The sequence below is a fragment of the Meiothermus sp. Pnk-1 genome (genome assembly GCF_003226535.1).
Taxonomy (GTDB): domain Bacteria; phylum Deinococcota; class Deinococci; order Deinococcales; family Thermaceae; genus Allomeiothermus.
This window is the reverse complement of the sequence record NZ_QKOB01000002.1, coordinates 1-25,614: the sequence shown is the minus strand read 5'-3', so window position 1 is coordinate 25,614 and position 25,614 is coordinate 1. Positions and strand designations below refer to the sequence as shown.

Annotated in this window: 28 protein-coding genes, 1 rRNA gene and 1 pseudogene; 11 read left to right on the top strand and 19 right to left on the bottom strand. The window is 64.4% G+C overall.

Translation table 11 applies throughout. The features are described 5' to 3' along the window. The first annotated feature begins 8 nt into the window (after positions 1 to 8). Positions 9 to 419 (top strand): thiol-disulfide oxidoreductase DCC family protein, encoded by a 411-nt coding sequence (locus DNA98_RS02960; protein ID WP_110525532.1) that lies wholly within the window; start codon positions 9 to 11, stop codon positions 417 to 419. A gap of 85 nt (positions 420 to 504) precedes the next feature. Here the strand turns inward: DNA98_RS02960 and DNA98_RS02955 are convergent, their stop codons facing one another. Next, positions 505 to 1,275 carry a pseudouridine synthase gene (locus DNA98_RS02955; RefSeq protein WP_110525529.1) on the bottom strand — a complete coding sequence of 257 codons (771 nt, stop codon included), beginning with the start codon at positions 1,273 to 1,275 and terminating at the stop codon, positions 505 to 507. A gap of 110 nt (positions 1,276 to 1,385) precedes the next feature. Between DNA98_RS02955 and DNA98_RS02950 the strand changes: the two genes are divergently transcribed. The 3 genes from DNA98_RS02950 to DNA98_RS02940 are packed head-to-tail and all read left to right on the top strand — an operon-like array spanning position 1,386 to position 4,219. After that, positions 1,386 to 2,051 (top strand): GntR family transcriptional regulator, encoded by a 666-nt coding sequence (locus DNA98_RS02950; protein WP_110526481.1) that lies wholly within the window; start codon positions 1,386 to 1,388, stop codon positions 2,049 to 2,051. Between the two features lie 22 nt (positions 2,052 to 2,073). Further along, entirely contained in the window at positions 2,074 to 2,985 is a 912-nt protein-coding gene (locus tag DNA98_RS02945; RefSeq protein WP_233493044.1) for a tripartite tricarboxylate transporter substrate binding protein, read from the top strand. A gap of 46 nt (positions 2,986 to 3,031) precedes the next feature. After that, on the top strand, positions 3,032 to 4,219 hold the full coding sequence (locus DNA98_RS02940) for an alanyl-tRNA editing protein (RefSeq protein ID WP_110525523.1): 1,188 nt from the start codon (positions 3,032 to 3,034) through the stop codon (positions 4,217 to 4,219). A gap of 468 nt (positions 4,220 to 4,687) precedes the next feature. On the opposite strand, the gene DNA98_RS02935 is transcribed toward DNA98_RS02940, so the two are convergent. From DNA98_RS02935 to DNA98_RS02910, 6 genes are all read right to left on the bottom strand, one after another. Further along, entirely contained in the window at positions 4,688 to 5,302 is a 615-nt protein-coding gene (locus DNA98_RS02935) for a response regulator transcription factor (RefSeq protein ID WP_110525520.1), read from the bottom strand. A 4-nt stretch (positions 5,303 to 5,306) separates the two neighbouring features. Next, entirely contained in the window at positions 5,307 to 6,467 is a 1,161-nt protein-coding gene (locus tag DNA98_RS02930) for a GAF domain-containing sensor histidine kinase (protein ID WP_110525517.1), read from the bottom strand. Positions 6,468 to 6,561: 94 nt separating this feature from the next. Further along, the gene (locus DNA98_RS02925) at positions 6,562 to 6,930 is read right to left on the bottom strand and encodes a nuclear transport factor 2 family protein (RefSeq protein ID WP_158531593.1); all 369 of its coding nucleotides are present in this window, start codon (positions 6,928 to 6,930) and stop codon (positions 6,562 to 6,564) included. Further along, positions 6,927 to 7,268, bottom strand: a complete 342-nt coding sequence (locus tag DNA98_RS02920) for a hypothetical protein (RefSeq protein ID WP_110525511.1) — start codon at positions 7,266 to 7,268, stop codon at positions 6,927 to 6,929. The genes DNA98_RS02925 and DNA98_RS02920 overlap by 4 nt, the downstream gene beginning before the upstream one ends. A 103-nt stretch (positions 7,269 to 7,371) precedes the next feature. Continuing rightward, positions 7,372 to 8,508 (bottom strand): S-adenosylmethionine:tRNA ribosyltransferase-isomerase, encoded by a 1,137-nt coding sequence (locus DNA98_RS02915; protein WP_110525508.1) that lies wholly within the window; start codon positions 8,506 to 8,508, stop codon positions 7,372 to 7,374. Continuing rightward, on the bottom strand, positions 8,505 to 9,599 hold the full coding sequence (locus DNA98_RS02910) for an SDR family NAD(P)-dependent oxidoreductase (RefSeq protein ID WP_110525505.1): 1,095 nt from the start codon (positions 9,597 to 9,599) through the stop codon (positions 8,505 to 8,507). Before DNA98_RS02910 ends, DNA98_RS02915 begins: the two co-directional genes overlap by 4 nt. 378 nt (positions 9,600 to 9,977) lie before the next feature. Here DNA98_RS02910 and DNA98_RS02905 point away from each other — a divergent pair, with 378 nt between their 5' ends. Further along, positions 9,978 to 10,703: a M48 family metallopeptidase gene (locus DNA98_RS02905; protein ID WP_233493043.1), complete on the top strand. Its 726-nt coding sequence runs from the start codon at positions 9,978 to 9,980 to the stop codon at positions 10,701 to 10,703. 3 nt (positions 10,704 to 10,706) lie between these two features. Here DNA98_RS02905 and DNA98_RS02900 read toward each other — a convergent pair whose 3' ends face one another. After that, on the bottom strand, positions 10,707 to 11,522 hold the full coding sequence (locus tag DNA98_RS02900; protein ID WP_110525502.1) for a DUF721 domain-containing protein: 816 nt from the start codon (positions 11,520 to 11,522) through the stop codon (positions 10,707 to 10,709). 84 nt (positions 11,523 to 11,606) lie between these two features. Between DNA98_RS02900 and DNA98_RS02895 the strand changes: the two genes are divergently transcribed. Beyond that, positions 11,607 to 12,380 carry a sulfite exporter TauE/SafE family protein gene (locus DNA98_RS02895; RefSeq protein WP_110525499.1) on the top strand — a complete coding sequence of 258 codons (774 nt, stop codon included), beginning with the start codon at positions 11,607 to 11,609 and terminating at the stop codon, positions 12,378 to 12,380. 3 nt (positions 12,381 to 12,383) lie between these two features. On the opposite strand, the gene recF is transcribed toward DNA98_RS02895, so the two are convergent. The 8 genes from recF to DNA98_RS02855 form a co-directional block, all read right to left on the bottom strand. Continuing rightward, positions 12,384 to 13,427, bottom strand: a complete 1,044-nt coding sequence (recF, locus tag DNA98_RS02890) for a DNA replication and repair protein RecF (protein ID WP_110525495.1) — start codon at positions 13,425 to 13,427, stop codon at positions 12,384 to 12,386. Positions 13,428 to 13,485: 58 nt separating this feature from the next. Then, positions 13,486 to 13,965, bottom strand: coding sequence for a macro domain-containing protein (locus DNA98_RS02885; protein ID WP_110525491.1), 480 nt, complete (start codon positions 13,963 to 13,965; stop codon positions 13,486 to 13,488). 36 nt (positions 13,966 to 14,001) lie between these two features. Further along, a complete protein-coding gene (locus DNA98_RS02880) occupies positions 14,002 to 14,529 on the bottom strand; it encodes a GNAT family N-acetyltransferase (protein WP_110525487.1) in 528 nt (175 codons plus the stop codon). 3 nt (positions 14,530 to 14,532) lie between these two features. Then, positions 14,533 to 15,597: a C45 family peptidase gene (locus DNA98_RS02875; RefSeq protein ID WP_110525484.1), complete on the bottom strand. Its 1,065-nt coding sequence runs from the start codon at positions 15,595 to 15,597 to the stop codon at positions 14,533 to 14,535. A gap of 66 nt (positions 15,598 to 15,663) precedes the next feature. Next, on the bottom strand, positions 15,664 to 16,551 hold the full coding sequence (locus DNA98_RS02870; protein ID WP_110525482.1) for an N-acetyltransferase: 888 nt from the start codon (positions 16,549 to 16,551) through the stop codon (positions 15,664 to 15,666). Continuing rightward, complete coding sequence (locus DNA98_RS02865) at positions 16,548 to 17,522, bottom strand: GNAT family N-acetyltransferase (RefSeq protein WP_110525478.1); 975 nt, start codon at positions 17,520 to 17,522, stop codon at positions 16,548 to 16,550. Before DNA98_RS02865 ends, DNA98_RS02870 begins: the two co-directional genes overlap by 4 nt. Further along, positions 17,519 to 18,493: a GNAT family N-acetyltransferase gene (locus tag DNA98_RS02860; protein WP_110525475.1), complete on the bottom strand. Its 975-nt coding sequence runs from the start codon at positions 18,491 to 18,493 to the stop codon at positions 17,519 to 17,521. Before DNA98_RS02860 ends, DNA98_RS02865 begins: the two co-directional genes overlap by 4 nt. A 250-nt stretch (positions 18,494 to 18,743) precedes the next feature. Continuing rightward, positions 18,744 to 19,445 carry a class I SAM-dependent methyltransferase gene (locus tag DNA98_RS02855; RefSeq protein ID WP_110525472.1) on the bottom strand — a complete coding sequence of 234 codons (702 nt, stop codon included), beginning with the start codon at positions 19,443 to 19,445 and terminating at the stop codon, positions 18,744 to 18,746. Between the two features lie 129 nt (positions 19,446 to 19,574). Here DNA98_RS02855 and DNA98_RS02850 point away from each other — a divergent pair, with 129 nt between their 5' ends. Further along, a complete protein-coding gene (locus DNA98_RS02850; protein ID WP_110526475.1) occupies positions 19,575 to 20,534 on the top strand; it encodes a polyprenyl synthetase family protein in 960 nt (319 codons plus the stop codon). A 10-nt stretch (positions 20,535 to 20,544) separates the two neighbouring features. On the opposite strand, the gene DNA98_RS02845 is transcribed toward DNA98_RS02850, so the two are convergent. Beyond that, positions 20,545 to 21,459: an HrcA family transcriptional regulator gene (locus tag DNA98_RS02845; protein WP_110525469.1), complete on the bottom strand. Its 915-nt coding sequence runs from the start codon at positions 21,457 to 21,459 to the stop codon at positions 20,545 to 20,547. 219 nt (positions 21,460 to 21,678) lie between these two features. On the opposite strand from DNA98_RS02845, the gene DNA98_RS02840 reads away from it, so the two are divergent. The 3 genes and pseudogenes from DNA98_RS02840 to DNA98_RS02830 form a co-directional block, all read left to right on the top strand. Beyond that, positions 21,679 to 23,040, top strand: a complete 1,362-nt coding sequence (locus DNA98_RS02840) for an ammonium transporter (protein ID WP_110525466.1) — start codon at positions 21,679 to 21,681, stop codon at positions 23,038 to 23,040. 14 nt (positions 23,041 to 23,054) lie between these two features. After that, on the top strand, positions 23,055 to 23,405 hold the full coding sequence (locus DNA98_RS02835) for a P-II family nitrogen regulator (RefSeq protein ID WP_110525462.1): 351 nt from the start codon (positions 23,055 to 23,057) through the stop codon (positions 23,403 to 23,405). A 29-nt stretch (positions 23,406 to 23,434) separates the two neighbouring features. Continuing rightward, positions 23,435 to 23,761 (top strand): annotated as a pseudogene (locus tag DNA98_RS02830) (tRNA (cytidine(34)-2'-O)-methyltransferase); the annotation flags it as partial. Positions 23,762 to 23,806: 45 nt separating this feature from the next. On the opposite strand, the gene DNA98_RS02825 reads toward DNA98_RS02830, so the two are convergent. Both DNA98_RS02825 and DNA98_RS02820 read right to left on the bottom strand, forming a co-directional pair. Further along, positions 23,807 to 24,469, bottom strand: a complete 663-nt coding sequence (locus tag DNA98_RS02825; protein ID WP_110525456.1) for a hypothetical protein — start codon at positions 24,467 to 24,469, stop codon at positions 23,807 to 23,809. A 17-nt stretch (positions 24,470 to 24,486) separates the two neighbouring features. Next, on the bottom strand, positions 24,487 to 25,209 hold the full coding sequence (locus DNA98_RS02820; RefSeq protein WP_110525453.1) for a PIG-L deacetylase family protein: 723 nt from the start codon (positions 25,207 to 25,209) through the stop codon (positions 24,487 to 24,489). Between the two features lie 237 nt (positions 25,210 to 25,446). On the opposite strand from DNA98_RS02820, the gene DNA98_RS02815 reads away from it, so the two are divergent. Further along, a 16S ribosomal RNA gene (locus DNA98_RS02815) occupies positions 25,447 to 25,614 on the top strand; the annotation flags it as partial.

Genomic DNA, 25,614 nt, shown 5'->3' with positions numbered 1-25,614 from the left:
TTCGAGCCATGAAGGTCGCCACCATCGTCCTCTTCGATGGGGCATGTAACCTTTGCAACGGGGTGGTGCAGTTCGTCCTGCAGCATGACCCCCAGGAGAGGTTTCTGTTCGCCGCGCAGCAGTCCGAGGCCGGGCAACGGCTTCTGGCCAGACATGGAATCTCGACTGCGCAAGCCCAGGGCGAAAGCGTGGTGGTCCTCGAGGGCGGGCGGGTCTACCTCGAGTCCGACGCCGCGCTACAGATTCTCCACCGGCTAGGGGGGGTATGGGGCTGGGCTTACCTCTTTCGCTGGATTCCCAAGCCTTGGCGTGACCGGGTCTATCGCTGGGTGGCCCGCCATCGCTACCGCATCTTCGGCAAGCGGGAAAGCTGTACGCTCCCTAACCCTAGCCTGCGCCGACGCTTCCTCGATCGCTGAGCTGCCCTAGCGGTCAGCCCCAAGCCACGCAACCCGGCTGCTAACATTTTTTATTGCGGGTTATCCAACTCGTGTCATCGGGCCGCTAGCCGCGGAAGATTTTCGATTGCGGCTCGAGCCCCACTGCCCCGTACAGGGCCTGCTCCTCTTCGGCCGTGAGAGAGCGAGACTCCCCCGGCTCGAGGTCTTCTGGCAGCTCGAGCGGGCCGAAGGCTACCCGCTTGAGGTAGAGCACCCGGTTTCCCCGGGCCGCGAACATCCGCTTTACCTGGTGGTAGCGGCCCTCGCGGATGACCAGCTCGACCCGGCAGGGATCGGCAAGGAGGGTCAGCTCAGCGGGTTGGAGCGGCTCCCCGTCCATCTCCAGCCCAGCCGCGAAAGCCTCCACGTCGTCTTGGGTGGCGGGTCTGGCCAGCTCGGCATAGTAGCGCTTGGGCACCTTCCAGCGGGGGTGGGTGAGGCGGTGGGCCAACTCCCCGTCGGTGGTGACGAGCAAAAGCCCCTCGGTGTCCTTGTCGAGGCGACCCACCGGCATCCAATCCCTGCGCGCCACCTTGAGCAATTGGATCACGGATGGTCCGTCACGGTCTTGGGTGGAGGTCACGTAACCGGCGGGTTTATGGAGCATTGCGTGAAAGAACTCGTGGTAGAAGACCTCTTCTCCATCCACCGCGATCCGCGCCTGTCCGGGGTCGAGCTTGAAGGCCGAGTCGGTGATGACCTGGCCGTCTACGGTGATGCGCCCGGCTCGAGCCAGCCGGTGGATCTCCTTGCGGCTCCCCACCCCGAGGTGGGCTAGGATCTTGTCTAGGCGCTCTTTCGCCGAGCGCGGTGAGGGGTGGGGCTCCTTGGGCATGGTGCTTTAAACGAAAAACCCCGGAACTTTCCGGGCTTGATATTTTCAGTGTACCGACATATACAGTATTCGTCAAGTACTTGCAGCGTGAACCCGCAAAGGAGCCCTACGTGATCGCACCGCAAACCCAAGAAGCCTACCGCCGCCTGCGGCAGATGATCCTCTCCCTCGAGCTTCCCCCCGGAGAGGCCTTGGTGGAGCGCAGGCTCGAGGAATACTTTCGTGACCGAGAAGGCCTCATCGTCTCACGCACCCCCATCCGCTCGGCGCTAGGGCTGTTGGCCCAAGAAGGGCTGGTGCGGCGGGAGGGGCGCACTTACCGGGTGGCCCCGCTGGACTGGGACGAGCTCGAGGAGGCCTTTGCCTTCCGCAAGGTCTTGGAGACCACCGCCGTACGCATGGCCGCCGCGCGGAAGCCCCGCGCCGAAGGGGTGGCACAGGTGCTGGCTGCGCTAGGAGAGGATCTCGACCCCGAGTCTGAGCTGGCCAAGGCCACCGACTTTCACCTCGAGCTGGCCCGACTCTGCGGCAACCGCTTTTTACTTGAAGCGCTGGGCACCGTCCTCTCCCGCATTTACCGGGTGCGCTTCCTAGAGGTCATGACCCCCGAGGGCCGCCTCCAGGCCCGCCGGGACCACCAGCGGCTACTCGAGCTGGTACAACAGGGTCAGGGTGAAGAGGCCGCGCGTCTGATCGAAGAGCACCTCGAGCGCTCGCGTCAACGGATGCTGGAAGGCCGCCGTTCCCCTCGAGGAGAGCTGCTGGCTCGTCCTTGACGCGAGGTACCCTATGTGGCGCATGGCTTGGATCGGCTTGCTGATATCTGGCCTGGGGGTGGCGCAAGGCTTCCTCCCGCGGCACCCGGAGTGTATCGGGGGCGGCTGGGACTTCACCTGCCGTGCCGTGGCCCAGCTCATGTACCAACTCAAGATCGTCCCCCAGCCCTTTACGCTGAGCCACTTGCCCGGGGCCGGAGGTGGGGTGGCCTACGCCCATGTGGTGAGCCAGCGCGATGACGACCCCGAGCTGATCGTGGCGGCGAGCACGACCACCGCTGTGCGGCTTGCCCAAGGGCAGTACGGCCCGTTCAACGAACGCGACGTGCGCTGGCTGGGGGCCATCGCTGCCGATTTTGGGTTGGTCGCGGTCAAAGCCGAAGCCCCCTGGAAAACCCTGCAAGAGCTGCTCGCCGCCTGGAAGGCCGACCCCAGCAGGATTACGACGGGCGGGCCAGACCCCCTGAGGGTGGCCCTGCTGGGCCGAGCGGTGGGGATTGATCCCCGCTCGATCCGATACACCCCCGCGGAAGACCCGACCCCGCTCAAGCACGACCTCGTCCAGATCTTCCTTGGAGATGCCTCCGTGCTGCGAGAGGAGGTCGCGGGGGGCAGCTTGCGGGCCCTGGGGGTGATGGCCCCCCAACGCTTGCCCGGTCCGTACACCGACGTCCCCACCCTGAGAGAGCTGGGCTACGACGTGGACTGGGTAGTCTGGCAGGGGTTTTACATGCCCAAGAGCACTTCTGCCCAGGCCTACACCTTCTGGGTACAGGCCCTGCGTAAAGTGGCCAGATCCCCGGAATGGGCCAAGGTGCGTGAGCAGAACGGCCTAGGCGAGTTCTTATCCTTGGGGGTGGAGTTTCAAGTCTTGGTGGAGCGGCAGGTGCACGCCCTTAGGGGGCTCTCGAGGGAGCTTGGACTGACCAAGTAGCCGATGCCCCGCGGCGTATTGGCCCTCGAAGGCGGATAATTAAGGGGTGCGCCTGTACCACGAATTTCCCTACGAAAGCCGCTTTACTGCCCGCGTGCTCCGTGCCTGGAGCGAGGGCGGCAAGCACTATGTGGTGCTCGATCGGACCCTTTTTTACCCTACCGCTGGAGGGCAGGCCAACGACACCGGCACCCTGAACGGACTAAGGGTGCTGGACGTGAAAGAGGCGGAAGGCCGGGGGGAGGGCAAGGCCAAAGCAGAGGTAATCCACGTGCTCGAGGCCCCCCTCCCGGAAGGCCAGGAGGTTCAGGGCGAACTCGACTGGACCCGCCGCTACCGCCACATGCAGCGCCATACCGCCGAGCACACCCTAGCCCAAGCCTTCTGGCGAGCGGCGGGCTGGGAGACCCTGGCGGTGAACATGAGCGGCCCGGTCTGCACCATTGACTTCTCCGGCGAGCCTGACCGGGCCACCGTCCAGCAGGCCGAAGCGCTGGCCAACTGGGCGGTATACGCCAACACCCCGGTCAAGACCTTCTGGATCGAAGACTCCGAGGTAGGCTCGTATCCGCTGCGGCGGGCGCCCAAGGTCTCGGGGCGGATTCGCATCGTGGAGATCGAGGGCTGGGACATGGTGGCTTGCGGCGGAACCCACGTAGCCCGCACCGGCGAAGCCGGGCCGATCAAGGTCGTGAAGTACGAGCGTTACAAGGGGGGCACCCGGGTCTACTTCATGGCCGGGTGGGAGGCCCTCGAGACCTTCCATCAGGAGCACGCCATCCTCACCCGGGTGGCCGAGAGGTTCAGCGCGCATTACCTCGAGGTCGAAAAACCCATCCACAACCTCCGCGACGAATTTTTCAGGCTCAAGGGCGAAAATCACGCGCTCAAAGAGGAACTGGCCGAACGGGTCATGCGCGAGCTGTTGGCCGAATTCCCGGAGCACACCATCTTTGCCCAGGTTCCGGCGGTGGTGATCGAAGCCGTGGGCAAGCGGCTCGCTGAGTGGCCAGGGGTGCTAGCTCTGCTGGTCGCCCCTGGTGAGGGAAAGGCTCGCTGCGTCCTGACCAAGCACCCTAGCCGCCCGGAGGACTTGCAAACGATTTGGAAGGAGGTCCTCGAGCCCTTGGGCGCCAAGGGAGGTGGAGCCTTGGTCAAGCTGGGGGTGCTGCCCAGCGGGGCGGTGCACGCGGCGCTCGAGGGGTTCAAGAAAAAGTTATGCCCTAAACAATAGCGGCCCTAAGCGGTCTGGTAGCTTGATTTGTGCTGACTTAGACGTCGTAGGTCATACGCAATACGCAAAACGCCAGACGCTAAACGCGGGGGACGATCCCCTACGGGACGGCGTACTGCCGTACACCCAAGGGACGATCCCCTATCGGGACGGAGCAAGCTCCGTACACCCGGAGGTAGATTCCCTTCGGGACCGGCGGAACCGGTACACCTAGGGACCGATCTCCTTCGTACGACGTACAACGTATGACGTACACCAACACACCACCCCAGCCCTCCCCTGCTAGGGGAGGGAGCACCCCGCGTTTAGCGTTTTGCGTACGGCGTACGAAGTGGAATGTGAAGGCCATGCGGGTTCTGTCTTGTATTCCGGTCCTGACGCGGCTCGTGGTCGGATCCGTACCCCTTTCGGGCCAGCGCTGTCCAGCCAGGCACGCAGGAAGTGAAACGCTTCGAACGGGGCGTCTATTCAGAGCCCCTGTTCCTTGGCAAAAAGTGCCGCCTGGGTACGCCCCTTGAGGTTCAGCTTGGCGAGGAGGCTGCTGACGTGGGTCTTGACGGTTTTCTCGCTCACCCCCAGGGCCTGGGCGATGGCTTTGTTGCTCATCCCCTGGGCCAAGTGCGAGAGGACTTCGCGCTCTTTAGGGGTCAGGCTGGCGAGCGGGTTTGGGGCCGGGCGGGTCAGAAGCCGCACCGCCGCAGGGTCTAGGGGTACCTCACCCCGGCCTGCTGCGCGGATGCCCTCGAGCAAGGCCACCGGCCCGGCGTGCTTGACCAGGTAGCCCGAGGCCCCCAGGCTGAGGGCCTGGCGCAGGCTGTCCTCCTCGAGAAAGCTGGTCAGGATCAAGACTTTAGGCGGGTTGGGAAGAGATAGGAAGCGAGGCAAGAAGCCGAGGCCGTGCCCATCGGAAAGCTGAAGATCGAGCAAGACCAGATCCGCAGAGAGCGCGCGGCTCTTGTTCAGCGCCTCTTCACCGCTATCGGTCTCCCCCACCACCTCGAGGTCAGGATAAAGCCCCAAAAAGGCCTTGAGCCCTTCCCGAACTATGGGATGATCATCCACGATGAGCAAACGCAGCGGCATGAGTTCAACCCTTGAAGGAGATCGGGAATACCACCTCGAGCTTGGCCCCACCCCCTGGACGGTTGCCGAGCCGGAGGGTTCCCTGAAGGCTCTTGGCCCGCTCCTCCAGCGATAAAAGCCCCAGGCCCCGGCTGAACCTGGGAGGTAGACCCTTGCCATCGTCTTCCACCCGCAAACGCACCAGCCGGGGCTTTTTTTCAATACGAATCCAGATGTTCTTGGCCTTGGCGTGCTTGAGCGCGTTATGCACCCCCTCCTGGGCGATGCGGTAGAGGGTTTCGGCCAGTTCTTCGGGAAGGTTGTGGGCGAGCGATTCAAAGTGGACCCGCACCGACCCGCTGACCCGCTCGGCCAGGCGGCATAAAGCCGCCTCGAGCCCTTGCGAAAGATCGGCGGGGCGCAGCAGCTCGACCAGGCCCCGCAGTTCGTCCAACGCCGAGGCCACCAGAAGAGCGGAGCGCTCGAGGGCCACTTCCCGCGGCCCACTCGGCCCCTCCCGGGCCACCCGCAGCGAGAGGTCAGCAGCGAACAGAAGCTGGGCCACCGAGTCGTGCATCTCCCGGGCCAGCCGGGCGCGCTCTTCCAAGGTGGCCAGGGCTTCGCGCTCGCGGGTGCGTTGCTCCTGAAGCCGGGCCCGTTTGAAGGCCAGCCCCAACGCCCGGCCTACCGCGGTTAGAAACTCCAGGGTCTCGGGGTCGAAGGGGTCGGGACCGGGCGAGGCCAGGTTCAGGATGCCCACCGGCCCGGACTCGGCCAGGATCGGCACGCTAGCGTGGACCTCGAGGCCGCCTTTGTCGCCCTTAGCCTTCTCGAGGCGGCTGCACTCCACGATGTTCACTCCCTTATCCAAGCGGCCCTTTTTGAAAAGCCATTGGCAGTCGCAACCGGCTTCGCGCAAGCAGGCCTGCTCTTCCCGATCGAGCGCGGGAGGCAACCCGGCAAACCCGGCCAGGCTGAAGCCGCCCTGGTGGGCGTCCCCCGGCTCCATCCGGGTCAGGAAGACCCAGCCGGTGCTAAGGCCCAGCAGTTCTACCAGCTCGTGCAAGGCGGTCTCGAGCGCCCGCTCGAAATCGGCCTCGGAGTTGAGCACCTCGAGGATGCGGTTGAGGGTGGAAAGCTCCTTGAGGCGGCGCTCGAGGCGGTTTTGATCCAGCTGGATAACCATAACAGGCTATTTCTTAGCTTGCACGAAACCCTGGGCAACCCGGCCCATCCCTGTGTCGCCTCCGGCAACGATGACAACGCGCTCTGCCATACCCTTATTCTTCCCGGTGCCACCACTCGCGCCACAGCACCGGCTTACCTTCGGCGCCGAAATGGCCCACGCTCACCCCATCCAGCCGGACATACTCATCGCCGGGCACTCGGACAAACCCCACCCTCCAGTTCACCACTGCGACCTCGCCATCCACCGCTAAAACCCACCCCTCGAATTTCACGGCTCTTTGGGTGGCCAAGTTCTCCCGCCAGTAGCGCCGCACCGCCTCAAACCCCTGAATGGGTGGGTTGAAGGGGTTTTCTTGATAGCTGACCTGGGGATCAAACAGCGCAGCTGCCCGCTCGGCATCGGCTTCTTCCCAGGCCTGCCCCAGAAAGGAGAGCCAGGCTTGCACCCCTTCGCGGGTCACTGCTTCCCCCAGGCGCTCGGCAAGCCCTCGAGCCGTTTCCGGCCCTGACCCTTCTGCACGGTCTCGACCACCCGGCTAGCGCCACGAGACAACGCCACGATTTCCTCGAAGTAGGTATCGAGCACCGCTGCCCGCTCCATTGCCAGGGGCGGCACGCAGTAGTCTTGTCTTTCCCAGACCCAAGTTCCGTCGGGCTCGAGCCGGGCCCCCTGCAGCGAATCGTCCAGCGCGGCCCTGAAGGGCCGCATACGCATAACCTGGATTTCGCCCCCGTCCAGGCGCCTTTTGAGTTCTGCCAAGTTGCCCTTGGCTTTGGCCCGCATCAGGTAATAGGTCATCTTTACCTCCTGGATAGCTTGCCTTGTCGCCCTCGAGCAGGTTTGAAATGCATTTCCCGCTATCTTCTGTCCACGGATTTCCGTCGCGACCCTTGCCTCATTGCTAGGGCAGAATCAGGTGCAGGTCGCCAAACTCGTGCCATAGATATTGTTCGCGCAGTGCGGCTCGGTACGCGATTTCCACGTGCCGTTTCCCGGCGATCGCCTCGAGCATCAGCAGGTGGGTGGCCTTGGGCTCGTGCCAGCCGGTGAGGATACCGTCCACCGCCCGCACCCCGCGCTGGGGGGTGATGACGAGCTTGGTCCAGCCCTCGCCGGGGTGGAGCACACCGTAAACATCGGTGACGGTCTCCAAAGCCCGCACCACGGTGGTACCGACCGCTATGACCCGCCGGCCATCCGCCCGGGCTTGGTTGACCAAGCGGGCGGTCTCCGGGGGAACGCGGTAGAACTCCTCGTAGGGCGGCTCGTGCTCCTCCAGTGAGGCCACCCCGGTGTGCAGCAGCAGCGGCGCCACCTGCACTCCTTGGGCCACCAGCCGGGTGATGATCTGCGGGGTGAAGGCCCGCCCCGCCGAGGGCATCTCGGCGCTGCCCAGCTCGGTGGCGTAGACGGTCTGATAGAACTCGAGGGGCCAGGGCTGCGGCACGTAGCTGTAGCGGATGGGCTGGCCGTGCTCGAGGAGGTAGGCGGTGGGTTGTAGGCCGTGAGGGATCTCGAGGGCGGCGATCCACAGACGGGATTCCCCGCTATGTAGCGGAGTGAAGCGCTCCGGGCCTGGCGTCTCTGTAGCCCCCTCTAGCCCTAGCCGATACCGCGCCAGCAGCGTGGCCGAGGCCCCGCCCGGCAGGCCCAAAGTCTCCCCCACCCGCCCCCCGAAGAACGGCTTGGTGGTCAGGGCTTGCTCCCCTCCCTCGGTAGCGGAGACAGGGGTTCGCAACTCCACCGTCCACACTCCACCCGGAAGCCGGCTCGAGAGGTGCAGCCGCAGCTCCCTCCCATCTTCCGCGGTCGCCGGGAGCGCGGCGGGCAAGGTGCCCGAGGTGTTGATGACCAGCACGTCCCCAGCCCCGAGGTATTGGGGAATCTCGCGGAAGCGGGTGTGCACCAAGCGATCGCTCGAGCGGTACGAGACCATCAGCCGAACCTGGTCGCGCTCCAGGCCACGGGCCTCGGGGGGTTCGTGGGCCTCCAGTTCGGCGGGCAACACGAAATCCAGAGAAGTCTCCCTCAGCCTCATGAAATCGGCTCCTTGGCTTTTGCTCGGAAGAGGGTGATCTGCATCCCGTCCGGAGCCCGCAAGCGCTGGTTACGGTCACCCCAAGGGGTGCGAACGGGCGGATGGATCGCCTCGGCTCCAGCTTCTTGCAGGGCCTGCGCCACCGCCTCTAGGTGTTCCACCTCAAAGGCAAGGCGCACCGGCCCCGAGACCCGCCTCCCGGCTTCGATCCGGTCCACCGTCTCGACCTGGGAAACATCGAGCAGCTCGAGCGTGGCCCGCCCAGCGTCCAAGATCAGCCCCCGGCCCTCGGGGCGGTTCCACTCCTCGAGCGCTGCGAGGCCCAGCCCGTCTCGGTAGAAGTGAGCCGCCCGCTCAAAATCATTCACGGCGAGGGCGATGCGCAACCCCTGGATCTCCTGCCGTTTTTGTCCGATCTCGCGGGCCTTGTAGCGCCCGCTGGGCAGCTTGCCTTCGATCAGCTTCAACAGCCCGGGGACGCTGGTCTCGGGGGGAGGCCGGTCCGAGATATCCTCCCCGGGAAAAGCTTCTTGGTGCATCCGAGTGTTTATGTCCCCGGGGTCCACCCAGTAGACCCGGAACTCGGGGTGCTCGGCAGCGAGGACCTTCGAAAGCTGCTCGAGCGCAGCTTTGCTCGAGCCGTACCCACCCCAGCCCGCGTAGCCCTCCACCGCCGCGTCGGAGGTGATGTTGAGGATGCAGCCTCCCGGCTTCAGCAGCGGCAGGGCAAGCTGGATCAGCCGCAAGGGGGCCAGAACGTTGACCCGGTAGACCTGCTCGAGCCCCTCGAGGGGATACTCGGCGAGGCGAGGCTGGGGGCTCGGCCCCAGGATCGAGGCGTTGTTGACCACGGCGTCGAGGCCGCCGAGCTCCTGTGCGGCTTCGACCAGGGCTTGGAGGTGCCAGTCATTCGACACGTCACCGGGGATCGACACCACCTGCGCCTTTCCGGCGAGTTCGGCTCGAGCATATTCCAGCGCTTCGGCCCCCCGGGCGTCGATAACCAGCGCCCAGCCTTTCTCGGCCAGGGCTCGGGCGAGCGCCAGCCCCAGCCCCCGGCTGGCTCCGGTGATGAGGGCTACGCGGGGCATGGTTCCACCTGACCTTTACCGTGAACACGCGCCCCATCAAGCCAGGTCGGTTCGCCGGTACCCTTCCGGGCAGTTCGGATTAGCGGGGTGAGGGGGTATGGCATGCTCTCCTCCTTGGCCCTAGCCTAGAAAAGCGGCCCTCGGAACACCTCATGCCCTGGGCGGAGGGCAGCCTAGGTCTTAAGACCGAGAGGGTTTTGGCTCGAGGTCCACCCCTACGCCCTCCCAGCCGGAGGGGGGTTATGCCGTGGGCGTAATGTTCGCCGCAGCGATCTTAATTGTGCCCCCCCTCTGGCCCCAGGGAGTCGGAGGATGTAGAACAAAAAGCACCTCGGCTCACCGGGGCATCCGGGTTTACCCACGCTGGAACCCAAAGGGGTGAAAACGGTGCGGGCAGTGGATAAAGAGCGGGGCCAGGTCAAGTTTGGGCAGCGCCGGATCGTCTTTGAGATCCGGCGCAGTTCCAGGCGGCGCACCGTGGGCCTGCAGGTGGACGCCGAGCGGGTACTGGTAAGCGCTCCTCATCGAGTTCGCCTAGAAACCTTGCAGGATTTCGTGCTCTCCAAAGCCCCCTGGATCGTGAAAAAGCAGAACGAGTTCGCCAAGATGGGCTTGCCGCCAAGGCGCAAATTCACGACCGGGGAACCGCTTTTATACCTGGGGCGGCGCTATACCCTCGAGCGCTTACCGGAGGAAGAGGGGCCTGCCATACGGCTATGGGGCGGTAGCTTTCAGGTTTGGGCCAACACCGCCAGCACCGCCCGCAAACTCCTCGAGGTCTGGTATGAAGGCCGAGCCCTCGAGCGCATTCCCGCGCGGGTGGAGTTTTACAGCCGACAGCTCGGCCGCACCCCCCAAGCGGTGTATATCCGCGACCAGCGCTCGCGGTGGGGTAGCTGCAACCTCAAGGGCGAGCTGCGCTTCAACTGGCGGCTCATGATGGCCCCTTCGCTCCTCCTCGATTACGTGGTAGCCCACGAGGTATGCCATTTGCTCATCTTCGACCACTCTCCCGCTTTCTGGCGTCTGCTGGGCCAAATCATGCCCGACTACGAGGAGCGCCGCCGCCGTCTGGCCCTCACCGCACACCAGTATGAGCTGTAGCGCCTAGAGCTCTTTGAGGAACTGGCGCAAGGTCTCGGGGAGGAGGTGGAGATAGGGTCTGACCTCGGGCTGTCCCGCGCGAAGTTGCAAGTAGCGGCGGGCCGTATCCTGCAAAACCGCTACCAGATGGGGCTCCTTGACCACCTGCGGGAGCAACTCGCGAAGCTGGGCCTCGAGGCGCATCTGAGCCAGATATTTGGCCGCCTGGAGGGGTTCCCCCTCGAGCCGGGGGTGGAGCGGCTTGCGGATGAGCCGACTGGCCTCGCGCTTTACGGCGGGGTCTCCCAGGAGCCGCTGGCAGTTTTTACAGGGGTTTTCCGGCTCAGGCGAGCCACAGATCACGCAGGGAGGATGCGGAGAGAGCTTTTGCCGCTGCAAGACCGCCCGGGCGGCCCGGTACACGGCAGCCTTGAGTTCCCCGGGGGTCTTGTCGGCCAAAGCCCGCAACCGCGCCTCCTCCTCGGGGGAGAGGGGGGGTGGAGGGGCGGGCTGGGCCTTGTCCGCCGCTTTGCCCACCAAGCGCCTTTCCCGAAAGCGGATATCGGTTACGGTGCCAGGCAGGTGCTTTTCATAGCGCCTGAGGAATTCCTCGCGCTGGAATTTGAGGTGAAAGGCCGCCGCCGAATCAGGAACATAGACCATCAACACGCCGTCCTCGAGTGCGGCTGCCTCGCTCATCTGGGCCAGCATCTCCCCCGCCACCTTGGGCCAAAGGGCCAGCGCCTTGCCCCGCCTGAAGCCGTGCTCGAGGCCATGGGTCTTGAGAATTTTTCCCAGAAGTTCGGCGGGCCGGTGGACGTTGGAGCTGCGCCTAACCATCGGGGCTTAGTCTACTGGGAGGGGGAGGCGGTATGTTGAGAGCCGAGACGCCGCTTTCGCCGCAAAGCGGGGAGGTCAAGCTCGGTGGAACTGACCCCAGCATCTTGGTCTGTAGCCGTCCTTGCGGCCTTAATTGTAGGAGCCTCGAAGTCGGGGGTGCCCGGCGGAGGAATCCTGGCGGTTGCCCTTTTCGCCCAGATCTTCCCGGCCAGGGAGTCCACCGGGGCGCTGCTCCCGGTGCTGATCGTAGGTGACCTCCTGGCGGTGACATTGCTGCGCCAGCACGTCAACTGGCCGCGGCTTTGGCGGCTTTTCCCTTGGACCGCTGCAGGCATCCTGCTGGGGGTGGGAGTGCTGGCCGTGATCGACGACGCCGAGCTTCGGGGGGTGATCGGGGGGTTGATCGTGGCGATGACGGTCTACCAGCTCGCGCAGCGTTTCCGGGATCGCCCCCCACTTGTAGGTGTACGGCGGTACGCCGTCCCGACAGGGAATCTACCTTCGGCCTCTTGGGTGTTCACCCTCGGCATGGGCCTATCGGCCGGCGTCACCACGATGGTAGCCAACGCCGCCGGGCCGTTCACCACCCTCTATCTGTTGGCCATGCGGCTAGACAAGCTCGAGTTCGTAGGCACCACCGCCTGGTTTTTTCTGGCCGTCAACCTCTTCAAGCTACCGTTCGCGGTGGGGCTCGGCCTGATCAGCTGGCAGACCTTGCAGGTCGACTTGCTGCTGGCCCCCGCGGTGGGGGTGGGGGCCTTGTGGGGGCGCTGGATGCTTCGCCAGATGGACCAGGCGCTCTTTGAGCGGTTGGTGCTGGGGCTGGCCCTCCTAGGCGGGCTACGGCTGCTGTTTTGAGGTCTAGCCCCACACCCCCGCCTCGATCCAGACCACCGCTCCGCCGTTTTCGGGAGCCTCGAGCCCGGCCAGGATGGCCTGGGGCAGGCTCTGGGCATAGCTGAGCAAGGCCCCTCGGCGGCGCGGGTCGAGTTCGGTATGCCACTCATCCACCAGCAAGAGCGGAGCCTCGTCGTAGTGCTGCCACAAGAGGCGGTGCTCGCCCAGGCGCAAGGCCAAGGCGATCGAACGGGCTTCGCCGCGGCTGGCGAACTTCAAAGCGTCGCGCCCATCCAAGCGCATCGCCAGATCGTCGCGGTGGGGGCCGATGCTGGTCGCCCCGCGCTCGAGGTCTTGCTGCATGGTGTCCTCGAGGGCGGGTAAAAACTCCTCGGGGGGGGTGGTTTCCAGCAGCTCGAGGTGGAGTTCGCCGGGAGCCAGCTCGCGGTACGCCTCACGGGCCAACGGAGAGAGCTTTCTCAGCATCCGCCGCCGCAGGCTGAGGATCTCGGCGCCATACTTGGCCAGCTCGGCGTTCCACACCGCGAGCCCCTTGCCCCCCATCTTGAGCAGGGCGTTGCGCTGTTGTAACGCCCGCGAGTACGCCGAGAGCACCGCGCGGTAGCGGGCCGAGAAGCGCGACAACAGCAAGTCGAGAAAGCGGCGGCGCTCCTCCGGGGGGCCCAGCACCAGATCCAAGTCGTCTGGCCCCAGCAACACCGCCCCCGGCAACTGGGCGAACTCCTTGAGGCTAGCGCTCGCCTCGTTGAGCCACAGTTCACGTCCGCCCGATGAGCCGGAGCGGGGCAAGGAGAGCTTGTTCTCCAGGCGGCTCAGGCCAAACTGGGTCTCGATCTCGGCATAGACCCAAGCCTCGGTCTGCCCGAAGGCGATCCGCTCGGAGAGGCCGTTTTTGAGCTCGCCGCCCAAGGCTAGGTAGATGGCCTCGAGCAGGTTGCTCTTGCCCTGCGCGTTGCCGCCCACCACCGTGGTAAGCCCCGGCGGAGGGGCGAACTCCGGGGACTTCAGGTTGCGAAAATGGGTCTGCCGCAAGCGCAAAAGGCGCACAGCCCCTAGGCTATACGCAAACCGCCCCAGGCTCAACGCGTAAGCTAACAAGCTGGCACTACAGCGCCCGGCGGATGGCCTCCGCGTCCTCGGGGCGGAAGCCGTAGAGGGTGACGGTGAGCGTGTCGGGGGCGGCTTTGATCTCCTCGAGCATCACCTTGGCCACCGCTTCCACCGGCAACCCTCCCACCCCAGTTCCCAACAAGGGAAAGGCCAGGGTCTCGAGGCCCTTGGCCTGGGCCAGCCGCAGAGCGCTACGGGTGGCCTGACGAACCGTCTCGAGGGTCGCGGGTTGGTCCCCCAGCACGGCGGCGTGGATGACATACCTGACCGGCAGATTTCCAGCCCCGGTCACGGCGGCCTCGCCTACCCCGATCTTGCCGATGCGGTCGCACTCCTCCTGGATCCGCGGCCCCCCCTTGCGACGGATGGCCCCCGCTACCCCCGCACCGAGCTGGAGATAGTTGTTGGCCGCGTTCACGATAGCATCCCCGGTGAACTCGGTGAGGTCGCCCTGGGCTATCTTGATGAGCGCCATGCCCCCATTGTAGCCCGCGGACATCTTTCCCCAGGGCTACGGGGCAAAGTCCTGGGGCGTGATTACGTAAAGGCGATCGGGATGGGTATAGCCCTCGAGCATTAGATCTTTTTCGTAGCGCATCCCGATGTTCTCCGCCACCCGCAGCGAGGCCAGGTTCTGGGGGTCTATGGTGGCGACCAGGCGGCCTAGGGCCAGGGTGTTGAAGGCGTAAGCGACCACCGCGCGGGCCGCTTCGGTGGCGTAGCCGTGCCCCCAGCTCCGGCGCAGCAAGCGGTAGCCCAGATCCACTTCGGGCCGCCCCCCCAGGTCGGGGTGGAAGGCCAGGCCACAGTACCCGATCACTTCCCGGCGGTCGCGCTCGAGCACGGCGTACCGGCCAAAGCCCCACCGGGCGTAGTTTTCCAGTTGGCGCTCGAGCCAGCCCTGCACCCACTCCGCAGTCTGGGGGCCGCCCTGGCTAAAGCGCATCACCTCGGGGTCGCCGAAGACCCCGTATAGGGCCTGGGCATCGAGAAGGTGAAAGTGGCGCAGGAGGAGCCGGTCGGTTTGGGCGACGATCATAATTCAGAAGCGGTACCGCTCGTATGGGTTCCGGTCCGGCGGCCCGTCCGAGATCCACATCTCGCGCGTGTTCAGGTTCATGATCACTGAGGCCACCGTCTGGTAGGGCTCGCCCAGCTCAAACTCCTCCGGGCTGGGGTAGCGGCAGACCGCGTAGGGGTGGCCCTCGCCGTCGGCGAGGGCCGCTTTGAAGTCCTCGAGCCCCGGCTTCTTCTGGGCAATCAGCGCCTCTAGCCGGCGGTGGCGGTGATGGGAGCGGTCCAACCACTCCACCGGCGAGAGCCGGACTCCGTACCGCTGGGGGTCGAGGAAGTGGTTGGCGTGGACCAGGCGCTCCCCCTCGAGCCGGATCAGCGCATGGGGGGCAGTCTCTAAGTTCACCGCCTTTTCGCCCTGACCGAGGAGAAAATTGGCCGAGCCCGAACGGGGTTCCTCGGTAGCCTTGGCGATGGCCTCTTCGAGGGTGCGCGAACGCAGCACCTCGTAGGTACGCAGGTGAAAGGGCTTGCCCAGCCGAGACCAGTCGTCGTCCGCGGAGACCAGGCCGTTGATGCACAGCCCTAGCCCGGCAGAGTTCATCCCGATCTTCCCGCCGAAGATCCCCGCCTCGGTGAAGGAGAGGGTCTCGAGGCCGTCGGGGTGGCGGGTGTGGAGCAGGGCCCCCTTCACGCCTATCATCCAGTCCCAGTTTTGCCCCATCCACAAAGCCCCATCGGCGCTCGCGCTCGGCAGCACGGCAAAGGCGGTGCAGCCCTGGGGGGGCTCATGGGCGAACTGGTGATAGAGGATCTCGTAGCGGAAATTCAGAGCTCCGATCTCCAGCAGGTCGAAGCCCGCCCCGTCGGCGAGGCCCTTCATTCCGGCGAAGTAGTCGGGGTTTTGGCGGCCGAGGGCTTTCAGATAGCGCTCCGAGCGCTCGAGTACAGCCCTGCGGTGCAGCTTTCCCTCCACCTCAAAGCGGCGGAAGTAGACCTCCAGATTGTGCCCGATCTGCGGCCCGAGCCGTTGGCCTTGGGTGAGCCCCTGGGTGTAGGGGTCACCCTCGAGTTGGAGATAGGGAAAGCTCATGGTCTTTATTATGCCTGCTCTGAACTCTGGCCTACGCCCCTTCTTTGACCAGGGCGGGCGCGAGGCTCACAACGGCTTGCTGAACCCCCACCAGCGGTTGAACTCCTCAAACCCAGCCGATCGGTAAAAGGCCAGGTTGTCCTCGTAGCAATAGACGACGGCCTTCTTGGCCCCCAGCTTTCGCAGCCGCCGGAAGCCCTCCATGAGCACGGCCTTGCCCAACCCCCTGCGCTCCCAGGCTTTGCGGGTTCCCACCGGCTCGAACTCGCCCACCCGGTTGAGGGGGTCGTACCAGACGACGCAGTACGAGGCGAACCGACCCTCGGGGGTCAGCGTCACCAGGTCGAGGTCAGGGCGGTAAACAGGGGCTGAGCGGATATTCAGATAGCTCTCCAGGGTGAACCTCGAGGGGTGCCAGACCTCGCGGTGTAGCTCCACCCGCTCCGCGAGTTCGTGCGCTTCGGGGTGGCGCACCCCAAAGCCCTCGGCCAGTTGAGGGGCGGGAATCTCTTCGCGCAGGGAACGCTCGAGGGAGTACATGACGTCGTCGTCACGCGCGTACCCGGCGCTCTCCAAGACGGAGGCGGACTCCCGGTCGTTCTCCGAGACGCTGGTGAAGAGCCTTCCCTCAAGGCCCCAGGCGCGCGCTTGCCGCTCGGCGTAGGCCAGCATGGCGGCCATCAGCGCTCGCCGCTGTTCCCGGGCCAGCCAAGGGGCTGCGGCGAAGTCCAAGCTCAGCTGTTTCTGCCAGACAAAGCCCGCGGTCTCACCCCCCGTTTCCCAGACGCGCATCCCCCGCTCGGGCCGGTAGTGGGCGTCTTGGAGCGTGCGCCAGACCAGGTCTCCGGGGTGGATGAACGCATCGGGCACGGCTGACATCTGGTGGCACCGCGCCAGGAAAGCGCAGAGGCGCTCGAGGTCGGGGGGTTGGTAAGGTCTCGAGGTGAACATCATTTTTCTTTCAGCACCTTGACAAAATCAATCCAGGCCGGCTGTTTCTTGAAGCCCAGGGCCTCGTTGATGGCCAGCATCGGGCGGTTGTTGGACTCGTTCCCGGTGCGGATCTCCGGGGCTCCTACGTGCTTGGCGTACTCCACCGCGCGGAGCTTCATCGCCAAGGCCAGCCCCTTACGGCGATAGGCTCGGCGGACGCCGGTTAGGCCGGTCTCGAGGTGCTCGCCGCCCGCTGGCTTCCAGAGCTGGCTCAGGCCCACGTAGGCTCCCGTGCGGGGGTCCACCGCAACAAACGTCCCTTTCGGCAACAGCCGAGGGCTCTCGAAGGTCCACTTGTGGAACTCCTCGAAGCTCACCGGGGTGGCGGGTTCGGGGCGTGGGACGTCCTCTCGAACCTCGCACCATAGGTCATAAAACTTCCGCTGATAGGTTTCCGGCTCGAGCGCGGCGAGTTCGGCCAGCGTGGTGATCTCCAGGCCGTGCTGCCGTACCTTCTCCTCGGCCCCGGCGAAGGGCACGGGGTCGAAGCTATTCACCTCCAGCCGCGATTCCCAGTAGCGTTTGACCTCCTGGAAGCCGAGGAAGTGGAGCCAGTGAATCGCGCCGGTTTGATCTTCGCGGGTAGAAGTGAGCAGCGAGATCGGGTCGTAGGGCTCGAGGGCCTTCAGCGCCGCGGCGTAGAGCAGCTTTCCGATCCCGCGTTGGCGGTGCAGGGGGTGCACCGAGACCCACAGCCCAAACTTCTGCGGGTGGTACATGCCGAGAAACTGGGTATACTCAGCCTGCCCGACGATCTTGCCGTCTTCCAGGGCCACCAGGCGGTTCCAGCGGATATACTGGGGGTTCGTGCCGTCATCGTGGGCCATGGCCTCGGCGGTGGTGGGGTACTCGGGCCAAACGGCAGTGAGCAGTTCGGCAATAGCCGGGTAGTCGTCTTGGGTGAAAAATCGAATCATCAGCTGGGCGGTCATGTCATCTCCTTCACCAAGGTGACGAAGGCCGGTTCCTTGACAAAGCCCATCGCCTCGTTGATAGCGAGCATGGGCCGATTGACCGAGTGGTTATTGGTGCGGAGGTAGCGCACCCCATAGGCTTTGGCGAAGCGGGCGGCCTGGAGCTTGAGGGCCAAGGCGATTCCCCGGCGGCGGTAGGAGGCCAGCACCCCGGTTAACCCAGTCTGGAGGGTCTGCGGGCGGCTCGACTTCCAGAGCTGGGACACTCCCACCTGCCGTTCCCCCTCCACAGCGATGAAGTAGCCCTCAGGGAGTAAATCCGGACTCTGTAGGGTCCGCTCGAGCCAGGTCTCGAAGTCCCAGGGCACCACCGGTTCGGCGGAGGGCACGCCTTGCAACAGTTCGATGATGAGTTCGTAGTGCTGGCGCAGCCAGGCCTTGTCCCGGTAGGGCAACTCGCTCAGGGTGCTGAGGGTAATGCCTTGGGCTAGGGGGCGCTCGAGCGGCTTGGGGTCGAAGGTCTCGAGGTCGAGGGTGGAAGCCCACATCCGGTCTAGCTCGCGGAACCCTTGGCGCAGGTAAAAAGCCACCTCGGGCCAGTCCTCGCGGCCCTGGGTCATCAGGAGGGTCGGCGTGTGGGGCCTGAGCTGCTCCATCAGGAAACCCCACAAGGGCTCGGCGAGGGCCTCGTAGCCGGGACGCACCCGGTAATGCACCTCGAGGCGTGGTTTCGCCGAGCGGAGCGAGGGGTGGCGGTCTGGCCCTGGGTTGTAGAAGGGGCGCTCATAGGAGACGAGCCCTACCGCCCGGCCCTGGTCTTCGGCCAGGAAACGGGTCGGCAGGTCTTCGGGTTTGCGCGTCCGGTCCAGAAAGCGCAGGTTCTCCACGGTACGGTTCGCCTCGGGATGGGCGGCGTTGTAGATTGCCACATAAGCGGCGTAATCAGCTTCGCTGAAGTCGAAGGGGCGAATTTTGAGGTTGGGGTTCATGCGGGGGCTCCTTTGGGCTCGAGTCCAGGGTGGCTCGGTCATACCAAAACAACGTCCGGGGGTTTTGGTATCCCCCCGGACATATACGCGTACTTCGTTATGTTGATAGCGTAACAACCCGAAGGGATACCGCTTCGACGACGCCCAAGGCTTCGGCAGATAGGTAGCAATGCGGGATCATCATCTGCGGTTTACCTCCTCGGTCCCTCATAGTCGCATACAGGCTGCCCCCTTGGCAAGCCGGGGGTATCTACGCTTTCTTCCCCACATATAGCCCCCGCCCGGTAAGCCCCTGGGGGTCGTGTTCGACCTCGAGCCCCGCCCTTCTAAACGCCTCCAGGTACTCCTCCTGGGTGAACAAAAACAGGCGCAACTCCTCGGTGAAGCTCTCGACGCCTTGGGGGGTGGCGATCAAGTAATGGAACTCGAGCACGCTCTCGCGCCCCTCCTGGCGGCTCACGTTCATCCGGGCCACCTTGAGGTCGGGTTCATCGACAAAAAGTGCGTGGGGGCGGTTATTCTGCCATACTTCGGGCAAGAGCCAGGGCTCCAGCAACAATACCCCACCGGGGTTCAAGTGGCGGGCCATCGTGCATACCGCCGCCTCGAGCCCCTCCACGCCACCTGCGTATCCAATGGCGCTGAACAAACAGGTCACCGCGTCGAAGGTGCGCCCCAGGTCGAACGTCCGCATATCCCCTTGGTAGAAGGGAACCTCGGGGTTGCGCCGGCGGGCCTCCTCGAGCTGTTCTGTCTCGAGGTCGAGCCCGACCGCCTGGTAGTGGGCTTTTAGGTGCTCGAGGTGCTTCCCGGTGCCACAGGCCACCTCGAGCAAGCTTTTTGCCCCCGGATTTACCCGCTGGATCAGCGCATGGACAGCCCCGGCCTCGGCCCGGTAATCCTTATAGCTATAGATCCTGTCGTAAAGCCAGCCATAGGCATTACGGGTCATGGAGCCAAGTATAGGCCCGCAAAAGCGTCTATACCACCTGGTGATTCCCCGCGTTTATGGTGTGCGACACCCTCCTTGTAGCATAGATGCGTGAACCCCCACGACCTCCGCGCCCAAATCCAGGCCCGGATGCTTGCGGCCCTACCTCATCCCACACAAGCCGAGCGGGCGGAGCTGGCGGAGTATGCTCGGATGCTGCGCGATTACCCCGAGCGCGGCGGCAAGATGCTGCGGGGTATGCTCCTGGTGTATTCCGGGTTGGCCTTTGGGGCCAAGTTTGAGCGGCTTTTGCCGGTAGCCGCTGCGCTTGAGCTGTTCCAAAACTGGGCCCTGATCCACGACGACATCGAAGATGCCTCCGAAGAGCGCCGGGGCCGCCCCGCGCTGCACCGCCTCTACGGGGTACCGCTGGCCCTCAACGCGGGAGACGCCCTCCACGCCCGGATGTGGGCCATGCTGATCGAGGCGCGGGCTCCCTATTCGGTGCTGGACGAATTTGTGCGGGTGGTAGACCTCACTGCCCAGGGGCAGCACCTGGAGATGAGCTGGATGCAGGGGCAGCGCTTCGACCTCACCGAGCAAGACTACTTGCTGATGTGCTCCCAGAAAGCCGCTTACTACACCGCCGTAGCCCCCTTGCGGCTGGGAGCCCTCAGCGCCGGGGAAGAGCCGCCGGAGGTATACACCGAGGCCGGGTTGAACCTGGGGATTGGCTTTCAGATCATGGACGACGTGCTCAACCTCGAGGGCGACCCCGCCAAGTACGGCAAAGAGATCGCCGGAGACCTTTGGGAGGGAAAACGCACCCTGATTTTACTGCACTGGCTATCCCGGGCCAGCGAGCCAGAGCGCATCCGGGCGGAAACGTTGCTGCGTACCCCCCGCGAGGCCAAAAACCCCCAGGAGGTAGCCTGGCTGCACCGTCGCCTCCAGGAGAGCGGAGCGGTAGCTTATGCTCGAGAGGAGGCCGAACGCCGGCTCTCCGCAGGGCTCGAGGCCCTGCGCCCGATTTTGGCGGAGCTTCCCGAACAGGACGCCGCCCAAACCACCCTACAGCTGCTGGAACGCTTGGTTCGCCGGGAAGCGTGACCTCGTCGGACTAACCCCGCATGTAGGCCCGGCCCAAGGTGTGGGCCACCGAGAGGGCCTCCCCGTAGCGCATCCGCAGCGGGCCGAGCAGGGTCAGCTCGCCCACCACTTCGCCTACCCCAATCCCCGCCTGCACCAGCGAGAACCCCCCGCCCTCCCCTACCCGCAGGTTCACCCCACCTGGCGGGGTAAGCGGCTCGTCTTTAGGGGCCTCAAAGAGTTCGATAGCCTGTCGCACGAAAGCGGGATTTTGAGCCTCGGGTTCACTCAGGATAAGGCCCATGCCCTCCCGGTACTCCTCCAGGCCGCCCCGCGCGAACGCTCGGCTCAAGGCCGCGAATAGGTCGCGCAGCGCCGGATTGGATGGGGTGGGAAGAGCTTCGGCCGCAAAAATCCCTTTGAGCAACCCTTCAGCTTCGGCGAGCTGAGCTTCGCTGGGGGAGAACGAAACCTCTAGGCGGGCTTCACGCACCCGACCCCCCTCGAGCACTGCCACCGCCAGCACCTGCCCTGTCCCCAGGAGGGAGAGGTGGACCTGGAGCAAGCGGGGGGCGCGGCGGGGTTTGAGCCTCAACACCGCCGGGTAGCGTGACAGCCGGGCCGCTACCTGCACCAGCAGCACCTCGCGTCGGGCCCCGGCCCCCTCGATCACCTGCGCCAGTTGATCCTGGGTGGTCTGCGGCAAGGGGTTGGGGGGTAAGAGCGAGAGGGCGTAGCTCTGAAACCCCTGTCGGGTTGGAATTCGCCCCGCCGAAGCGTGCGGCTTGGTGATGAGTCCCGCCTGTTCCAGCTCGATCAGTTCGTAGCGCGCCATCGCCGGGGAAAGCCCCATCCGCTCGGCCAGCATCCCTGAGGGCACGGGGGTCTGGGTGCGGATGTAGGTCTCCGCCAGCAAGTAAAGCAGTCGGCGCTGCCTCGAGGTCATCTCTCCTTAAGTCTAGAGCCCCTGCCAGGGTATAGGGTAGAAGCTGTTACGTTTAACAAGTTGTCCGGCGAAAAGTTTTCAGTTAGCAAGTTCTCTAATATCATCTACAGTTTTAGCCGTCTCTATTTGCATATCGTCAAGCAAAAATCGAACGCTTGAGCAAAAATGTGTTGACAATATGCACCCCCTCCTGTACGCTCGATCTTGGGAGGGGATGGAATGGCCGTTTGGAGTACAGCTCTACTCGCAGCCCTTGCGCTGGGCTCACTGGCGTTTGCCGCCGAAGCTCCGCAGCTTTCGGGTGCCGACACCGCCTGGATGCTCATATCCACCGCGCTGGTGTTGCTGATGACCCCGGGGCTGGCCTTTTTCTATGGAGGTTTGGTGCGGGCCAAAAGCGCCCTCAACACCATGATGATGAGCTTCGCCGCTCTGGGCTTCGTGGGCATCGCTTGGGCCCTCCTGGGTTACTCGCTGGCCCTATCGCCCGGGGGAAATAAATTCATCGGCGACCTGTCGCTGGCCCTTTTGCATAACGTAGGGCTGGAGAACAAAGGCTCGGTGGTGGATAGCGTCCTCACCATACCTCATCTGCTCTACATGGGCTTCCAGATGACCTTCTGTATTATCACCGCGGCGCTCATCTCGGGAGCCATCATCGACCGTATGCGCTTCCCGGCTTATCTGCTCTTCATCACCGTATGGAGCTTCACGGTCTACGCGGTGATGGCCAAGATGGTCTGGGGCGGGGGTCTTCTGGCCCAGCTAGGAGCCTGGGATTTTGCCGGGGGTACAGTGGTGCACATCAACGCCGGGGTGGCGGCCCTGATCGCTGCCCTGGTGTTGGGGCCGCGCCGGGATTTTGGCCGGCAGGCCATGCTGCCCCATAACGTTCCCTTTGCCCTTCTAGGAGCAGCCCTGCTGTGGTTCGGTTGGTTCGGCTTCAACGGGGGAAGCGCTCTGGCCGCTAATGGGATCGGGAGTTTGGCTTTCGTCAACACTATGCTCGCCCCGATGGCTACCTTGGTGGCGTGGGCCCTGCTGGACTTGAGCCGCAGCGGTAAGGTCACCGCGGTGGGGGCGGCAACCGCCATCGTGGTGGGGTTGGTCGCCATCACCCCGGCGGCGGGCTTTATTGCTCCGGGATTTGCCATCGTGCTGGGGGCTATCGCTGCTTTTCCCAGCTACTTCGTGCTGCTATGGCGGGCGCGGAGCAAGCTCGACGATTCGCTGGATGTGTTCGCCGGGCACGGAGTAGGGGGAATCACCGGGGCCATCCTGACCGGGGTCTTCGCCCAGAAGTCGGTCAACGGGGTGTTCGACGGGCTAGTGGCAGGTAACCTCAACCAGGTGCTGGTACAAGCTCTGGCCGCCGGGACCGCGGTGATGGTAAGCGCCTTGGGCACCTTTGTGCTGCTCAAGCTGATCGGACTGCTCACCCCGCTCAGGGCGAGCCCCAAGGAGGAGGCCACTGGGATGGACGTGACCCAGCACGGGGAAGAGGCTTATACCAGCGGGGAGGGGGCCATCTTGGTAGCTGAGCTTCCGCAAGCTGCCCTCAAGCCCAAACCCCAAGCTTGACCATAGGAGGGCCCATGAAACTGGTGGTCGCAATCGTTCGTCCGGAGAAGATCAACGAGGTACTCGAGGCCCTGTTCAAAGCCGAAGTGCGGGGGCTTTCCATCAGCCGGGTACAGGGCCATGGAGGAGAGACCGACGAGGTACAAACCTACCGGGGCACCACCGTCAAGATGGAACTGCACGAGAAGGTGCGGTTGGAGATCGGGGTCTCGGACGCCTTCGTAGGACCCACGGTGCGGGCCATTATGGCGGCGGCCCGCACTGGGGAGGTGGGAGACGGTAAAATCTTCGTCCTGCCGGTGGAAAAAGTCTACCGGATCCGCACCGGCGAAGAGGACACCGCCGCTGTCACCCCGGTATCGTAAATCGCCGGCGCCCGGGGTAAGTTAGGGGGGTGCTCAAGGTCGTCTTGTACCAACCCGAAATTCCCCAGAACGCGGGCAACATTGCCCGCACTTGCGCGGCAGCCGGAGCCGAGCTCCACCTGATCCGCCCTTTGGGTTTTCGCTGGGGAGATCCCAAGCTCAAGCGGGCCGGGCTCGACTACTGGGATCACGTGCGTTACGTGCTGCACGACTCGTGGGAAGCCTTCAACGAGACTTTGGGAGCGGGGCACCCCAGGATCTGGGCCTTCAGCAGCAAAGCCGTTCAGGAGTACACCCAGGTGCACTACCAACCGGGCGATTATCTGCTTTTCGGGCCCGAAACCCGGGGGCTGCCCCAGTTGTTTGAAGCGCTGCGTCAGCTCCGGGCCAACGGATAGGGATTAGGGGCTACGCAACCCTACGCCCAAAACCCCGTGGAGGCTAAAGAAGAATCCCTGGGCATAGCCGTTGGCGATGGTGAAGCGGCTCGAGGCGAGGGTGAGCTTACCCTCGAGGTTTCCGGTCAGACCGATCGGCCCGCTGCCCACCGGCTCTACCGATACTCCCACCTGGGCCCCAAATCCGCCAAACTGGTAGTAGCGCCAGTCCCCATCCACACCGTAGGCTTGTCCGCGCACCTCGGTCTCGGGGTGGGGCAGCATCACCCCCACCCCTACCCGGCCTACCGCCCGCAAAGGGCCATCGCTCAGCGGGTAAGCCAGGTTGAACAGCAAGTAATTAAACCCATCGGTGACGGTGAAACGTTCGAAGAGGTCGGCGTTTTCCACAGCACCCTCGAAGTAAAGCTTGTGGTGGATCAGCTCGAGCTCGTAGCGAAGCCCCGCCGCTTCGCCGTACCATAGCCGCACCCCGTAGTACCAGGGGTAGGTAAAGTCCCGCCCCGAGAATTCAGCCCCCTTTACCACCGCATCAGGATACCCTCGCTGCACCACGGTGAGGTCGGTGGGTAGGGTCCAGGTGAACCCCATGTAGTACACAAAGCCGAAGCCTTGGCCTAAGGCCGAGCCCAGCAGCGTCCCCAGCAGGATAGCCCATCGGCGCATGCTCCAGTTTAATGCGCTCAAGGCCTGGCGTACCACAGTAGCTCGTCCTGGATAGGTCCCTCGTAGCCAGCCAGGTGAAAGCTCTCGAGGTAAAGGCGTTCGGCGAAGCGGTCCATAAACTGAAGCACCGAAAGCGCTTGGGTCTTGTGTTGGGCCATCGCGCGCAGCTTCTGAGCGAGTACCTCAAGAGGAATACGGCGGATATGGGTGGGAGGCAGCCAGCCCTCGGCGAACTCGGGTAAAGGTCTGAGCGGGGCGTAGTAGAAGAGGGAGATCCTTCGGCCCGAGCGCTCCACCGCCCGTTTGACCCAGCGGTGGGTCGCCACGTGATCGGGGTGACGATTGGAGCCGTTGGGCGCAAAGGTGATGATAGCGCGAGGACGCAGCACCTCCAGGCGCCACAGCAGAAGATCGGCGATCTCGGGGTGGTCCCCTACCCCAGCGGTGGTGGCGAACCCTACTCCCCGCGCCTCTCCCTCTCGGGTGATCGGGGGCCGGGCGTTGGGGAAGTCGTAGAGTTCCAAGTGGCTCACCTTAAGCACTTCCGCCGACCGACGCAGCTCCTCCGCGCGAACCGCGGCGAGTTCCTCCGGTGCACAAAGCCCTAGAGTGCGACCAGCTTCGCCTTTGGTCAGGGTGATCAGACCGGTCTCGAGGCCCCGCTCAGCGTACTGAATGAGGGTCCCTCCAGCCCCGAAGACTTCGTCGTCGGGGTGCGGCACGATAACCAACAAGTCCATGGCGTCCATCCTACTCCTTGAGGGCGACGGCGAAGCTCGAGAGCCCGTAGCAGGCCTCAAAAGCCGCTGTAGGCTTCCCCGCTCGAGCTCTCCCCTTGACATAGACTCTCCCCTTTGATACCCTCTTCTTTGCGTCGCCTAAGGGTGATGCGGGAATCTTGAAAGCACAGGTTAGGAACCACCAAAGCCACAATCCCAATCCTTTGGGTAACCAATGCGGTTTAAAAACCGCGTTCACTATCGGAGAGTTTGATCCTGGCTCAGGGTGAACGCTGGCGGCGTGCCTAAGACATGCAAGTCGAACGGGCCTGATTTCGGTCAGGCTAGTGGCGGACGGGTGAGTAACACGTGGGTGATCTACCCCAAAGTCTGGGACAACTAGGGGAAACCTTAGCTAATCCCGGA

Coding starts and splice junctions, on each gene's coding strand:
- DNA98_RS02960 (WP_110525532.1), top strand. CDS start 9: ATGAAGGTCGCCACCATCGTCCTCTTCGATGGGGCATGTAACCTTTGC.
- DNA98_RS02955 (WP_110525529.1), bottom strand. CDS start 1,275: ATGCCCAAGGAGCCCCACCCCTCACCGCGCTCGGCGAAAGAGCGCCTA.
- DNA98_RS02945 (WP_233493044.1), top strand. CDS start 2,074: ATGGCTTGGATCGGCTTGCTGATATCTGGCCTGGGGGTGGCGCAAGGC.
- DNA98_RS02935 (WP_110525520.1), bottom strand. CDS start 5,302: ATGCCGCTGCGTTTGCTCATCGTGGATGATCATCCCATAGTTCGGGAA.
- DNA98_RS02930 (WP_110525517.1), bottom strand. CDS start 6,467: ATGGTTATCCAGCTGGATCAAAACCGCCTCGAGCGCCGCCTCAAGGAG.
- DNA98_RS02920 (WP_110525511.1), bottom strand. CDS start 7,268: ATGACCTATTACCTGATGCGGGCCAAAGCCAAGGGCAACTTGGCAGAA.
- DNA98_RS02915 (WP_110525508.1), bottom strand. CDS start 8,508: ATGAGGCTGAGGGAGACTTCTCTGGATTTCGTGTTGCCCGCCGAACTG.
- DNA98_RS02910 (WP_110525505.1), bottom strand. CDS start 9,599: ATGCCCCGCGTAGCCCTCATCACCGGAGCCAGCCGGGGGCTGGGGCTG.
- DNA98_RS02900 (WP_110525502.1), bottom strand. CDS start 11,522: ATGGTTAGGCGCAGCTCCAACGTCCACCGGCCCGCCGAACTTCTGGGA.
- DNA98_RS02885 (WP_110525491.1), bottom strand. CDS start 13,965: ATGGCGCTCATCAAGATAGCCCAGGGCGACCTCACCGAGTTCACCGGG.
- DNA98_RS02880 (WP_110525487.1), bottom strand. CDS start 14,529: ATGATCGTCGCCCAAACCGACCGGCTCCTCCTGCGCCACTTTCACCTT.
- DNA98_RS02875 (WP_110525484.1), bottom strand. CDS start 15,597: ATGAGCTTTCCCTATCTCCAACTCGAGGGTGACCCCTACACCCAGGGG.
- DNA98_RS02870 (WP_110525482.1), bottom strand. CDS start 16,551: ATGATGTTCACCTCGAGACCTTACCAACCCCCCGACCTCGAGCGCCTC.
- DNA98_RS02865 (WP_110525478.1), bottom strand. CDS start 17,522: ATGACCGCCCAGCTGATGATTCGATTTTTCACCCAAGACGACTACCCG.
- DNA98_RS02860 (WP_110525475.1), bottom strand. CDS start 18,493: ATGAACCCCAACCTCAAAATTCGCCCCTTCGACTTCAGCGAAGCTGAT.
- DNA98_RS02855 (WP_110525472.1), bottom strand. CDS start 19,445: ATGACCCGTAATGCCTATGGCTGGCTTTACGACAGGATCTATAGCTAT.
- DNA98_RS02850 (WP_110526475.1), top strand. CDS start 19,575: ATGCTTGCGGCCCTACCTCATCCCACACAAGCCGAGCGGGCGGAGCTG.
- DNA98_RS02845 (WP_110525469.1), bottom strand. CDS start 21,459: ATGACCTCGAGGCAGCGCCGACTGCTTTACTTGCTGGCGGAGACCTAC.
- DNA98_RS02840 (WP_110525466.1), top strand. CDS start 21,679: ATGGCCGTTTGGAGTACAGCTCTACTCGCAGCCCTTGCGCTGGGCTCA.
- DNA98_RS02835 (WP_110525462.1), top strand. CDS start 23,055: ATGAAACTGGTGGTCGCAATCGTTCGTCCGGAGAAGATCAACGAGGTA.
- DNA98_RS02825 (WP_110525456.1), bottom strand. CDS start 24,469: ATGCGCCGATGGGCTATCCTGCTGGGGACGCTGCTGGGCTCGGCCTTA.
- DNA98_RS02820 (WP_110525453.1), bottom strand. CDS start 25,209: ATGGACTTGTTGGTTATCGTGCCGCACCCCGACGACGAAGTCTTCGGG.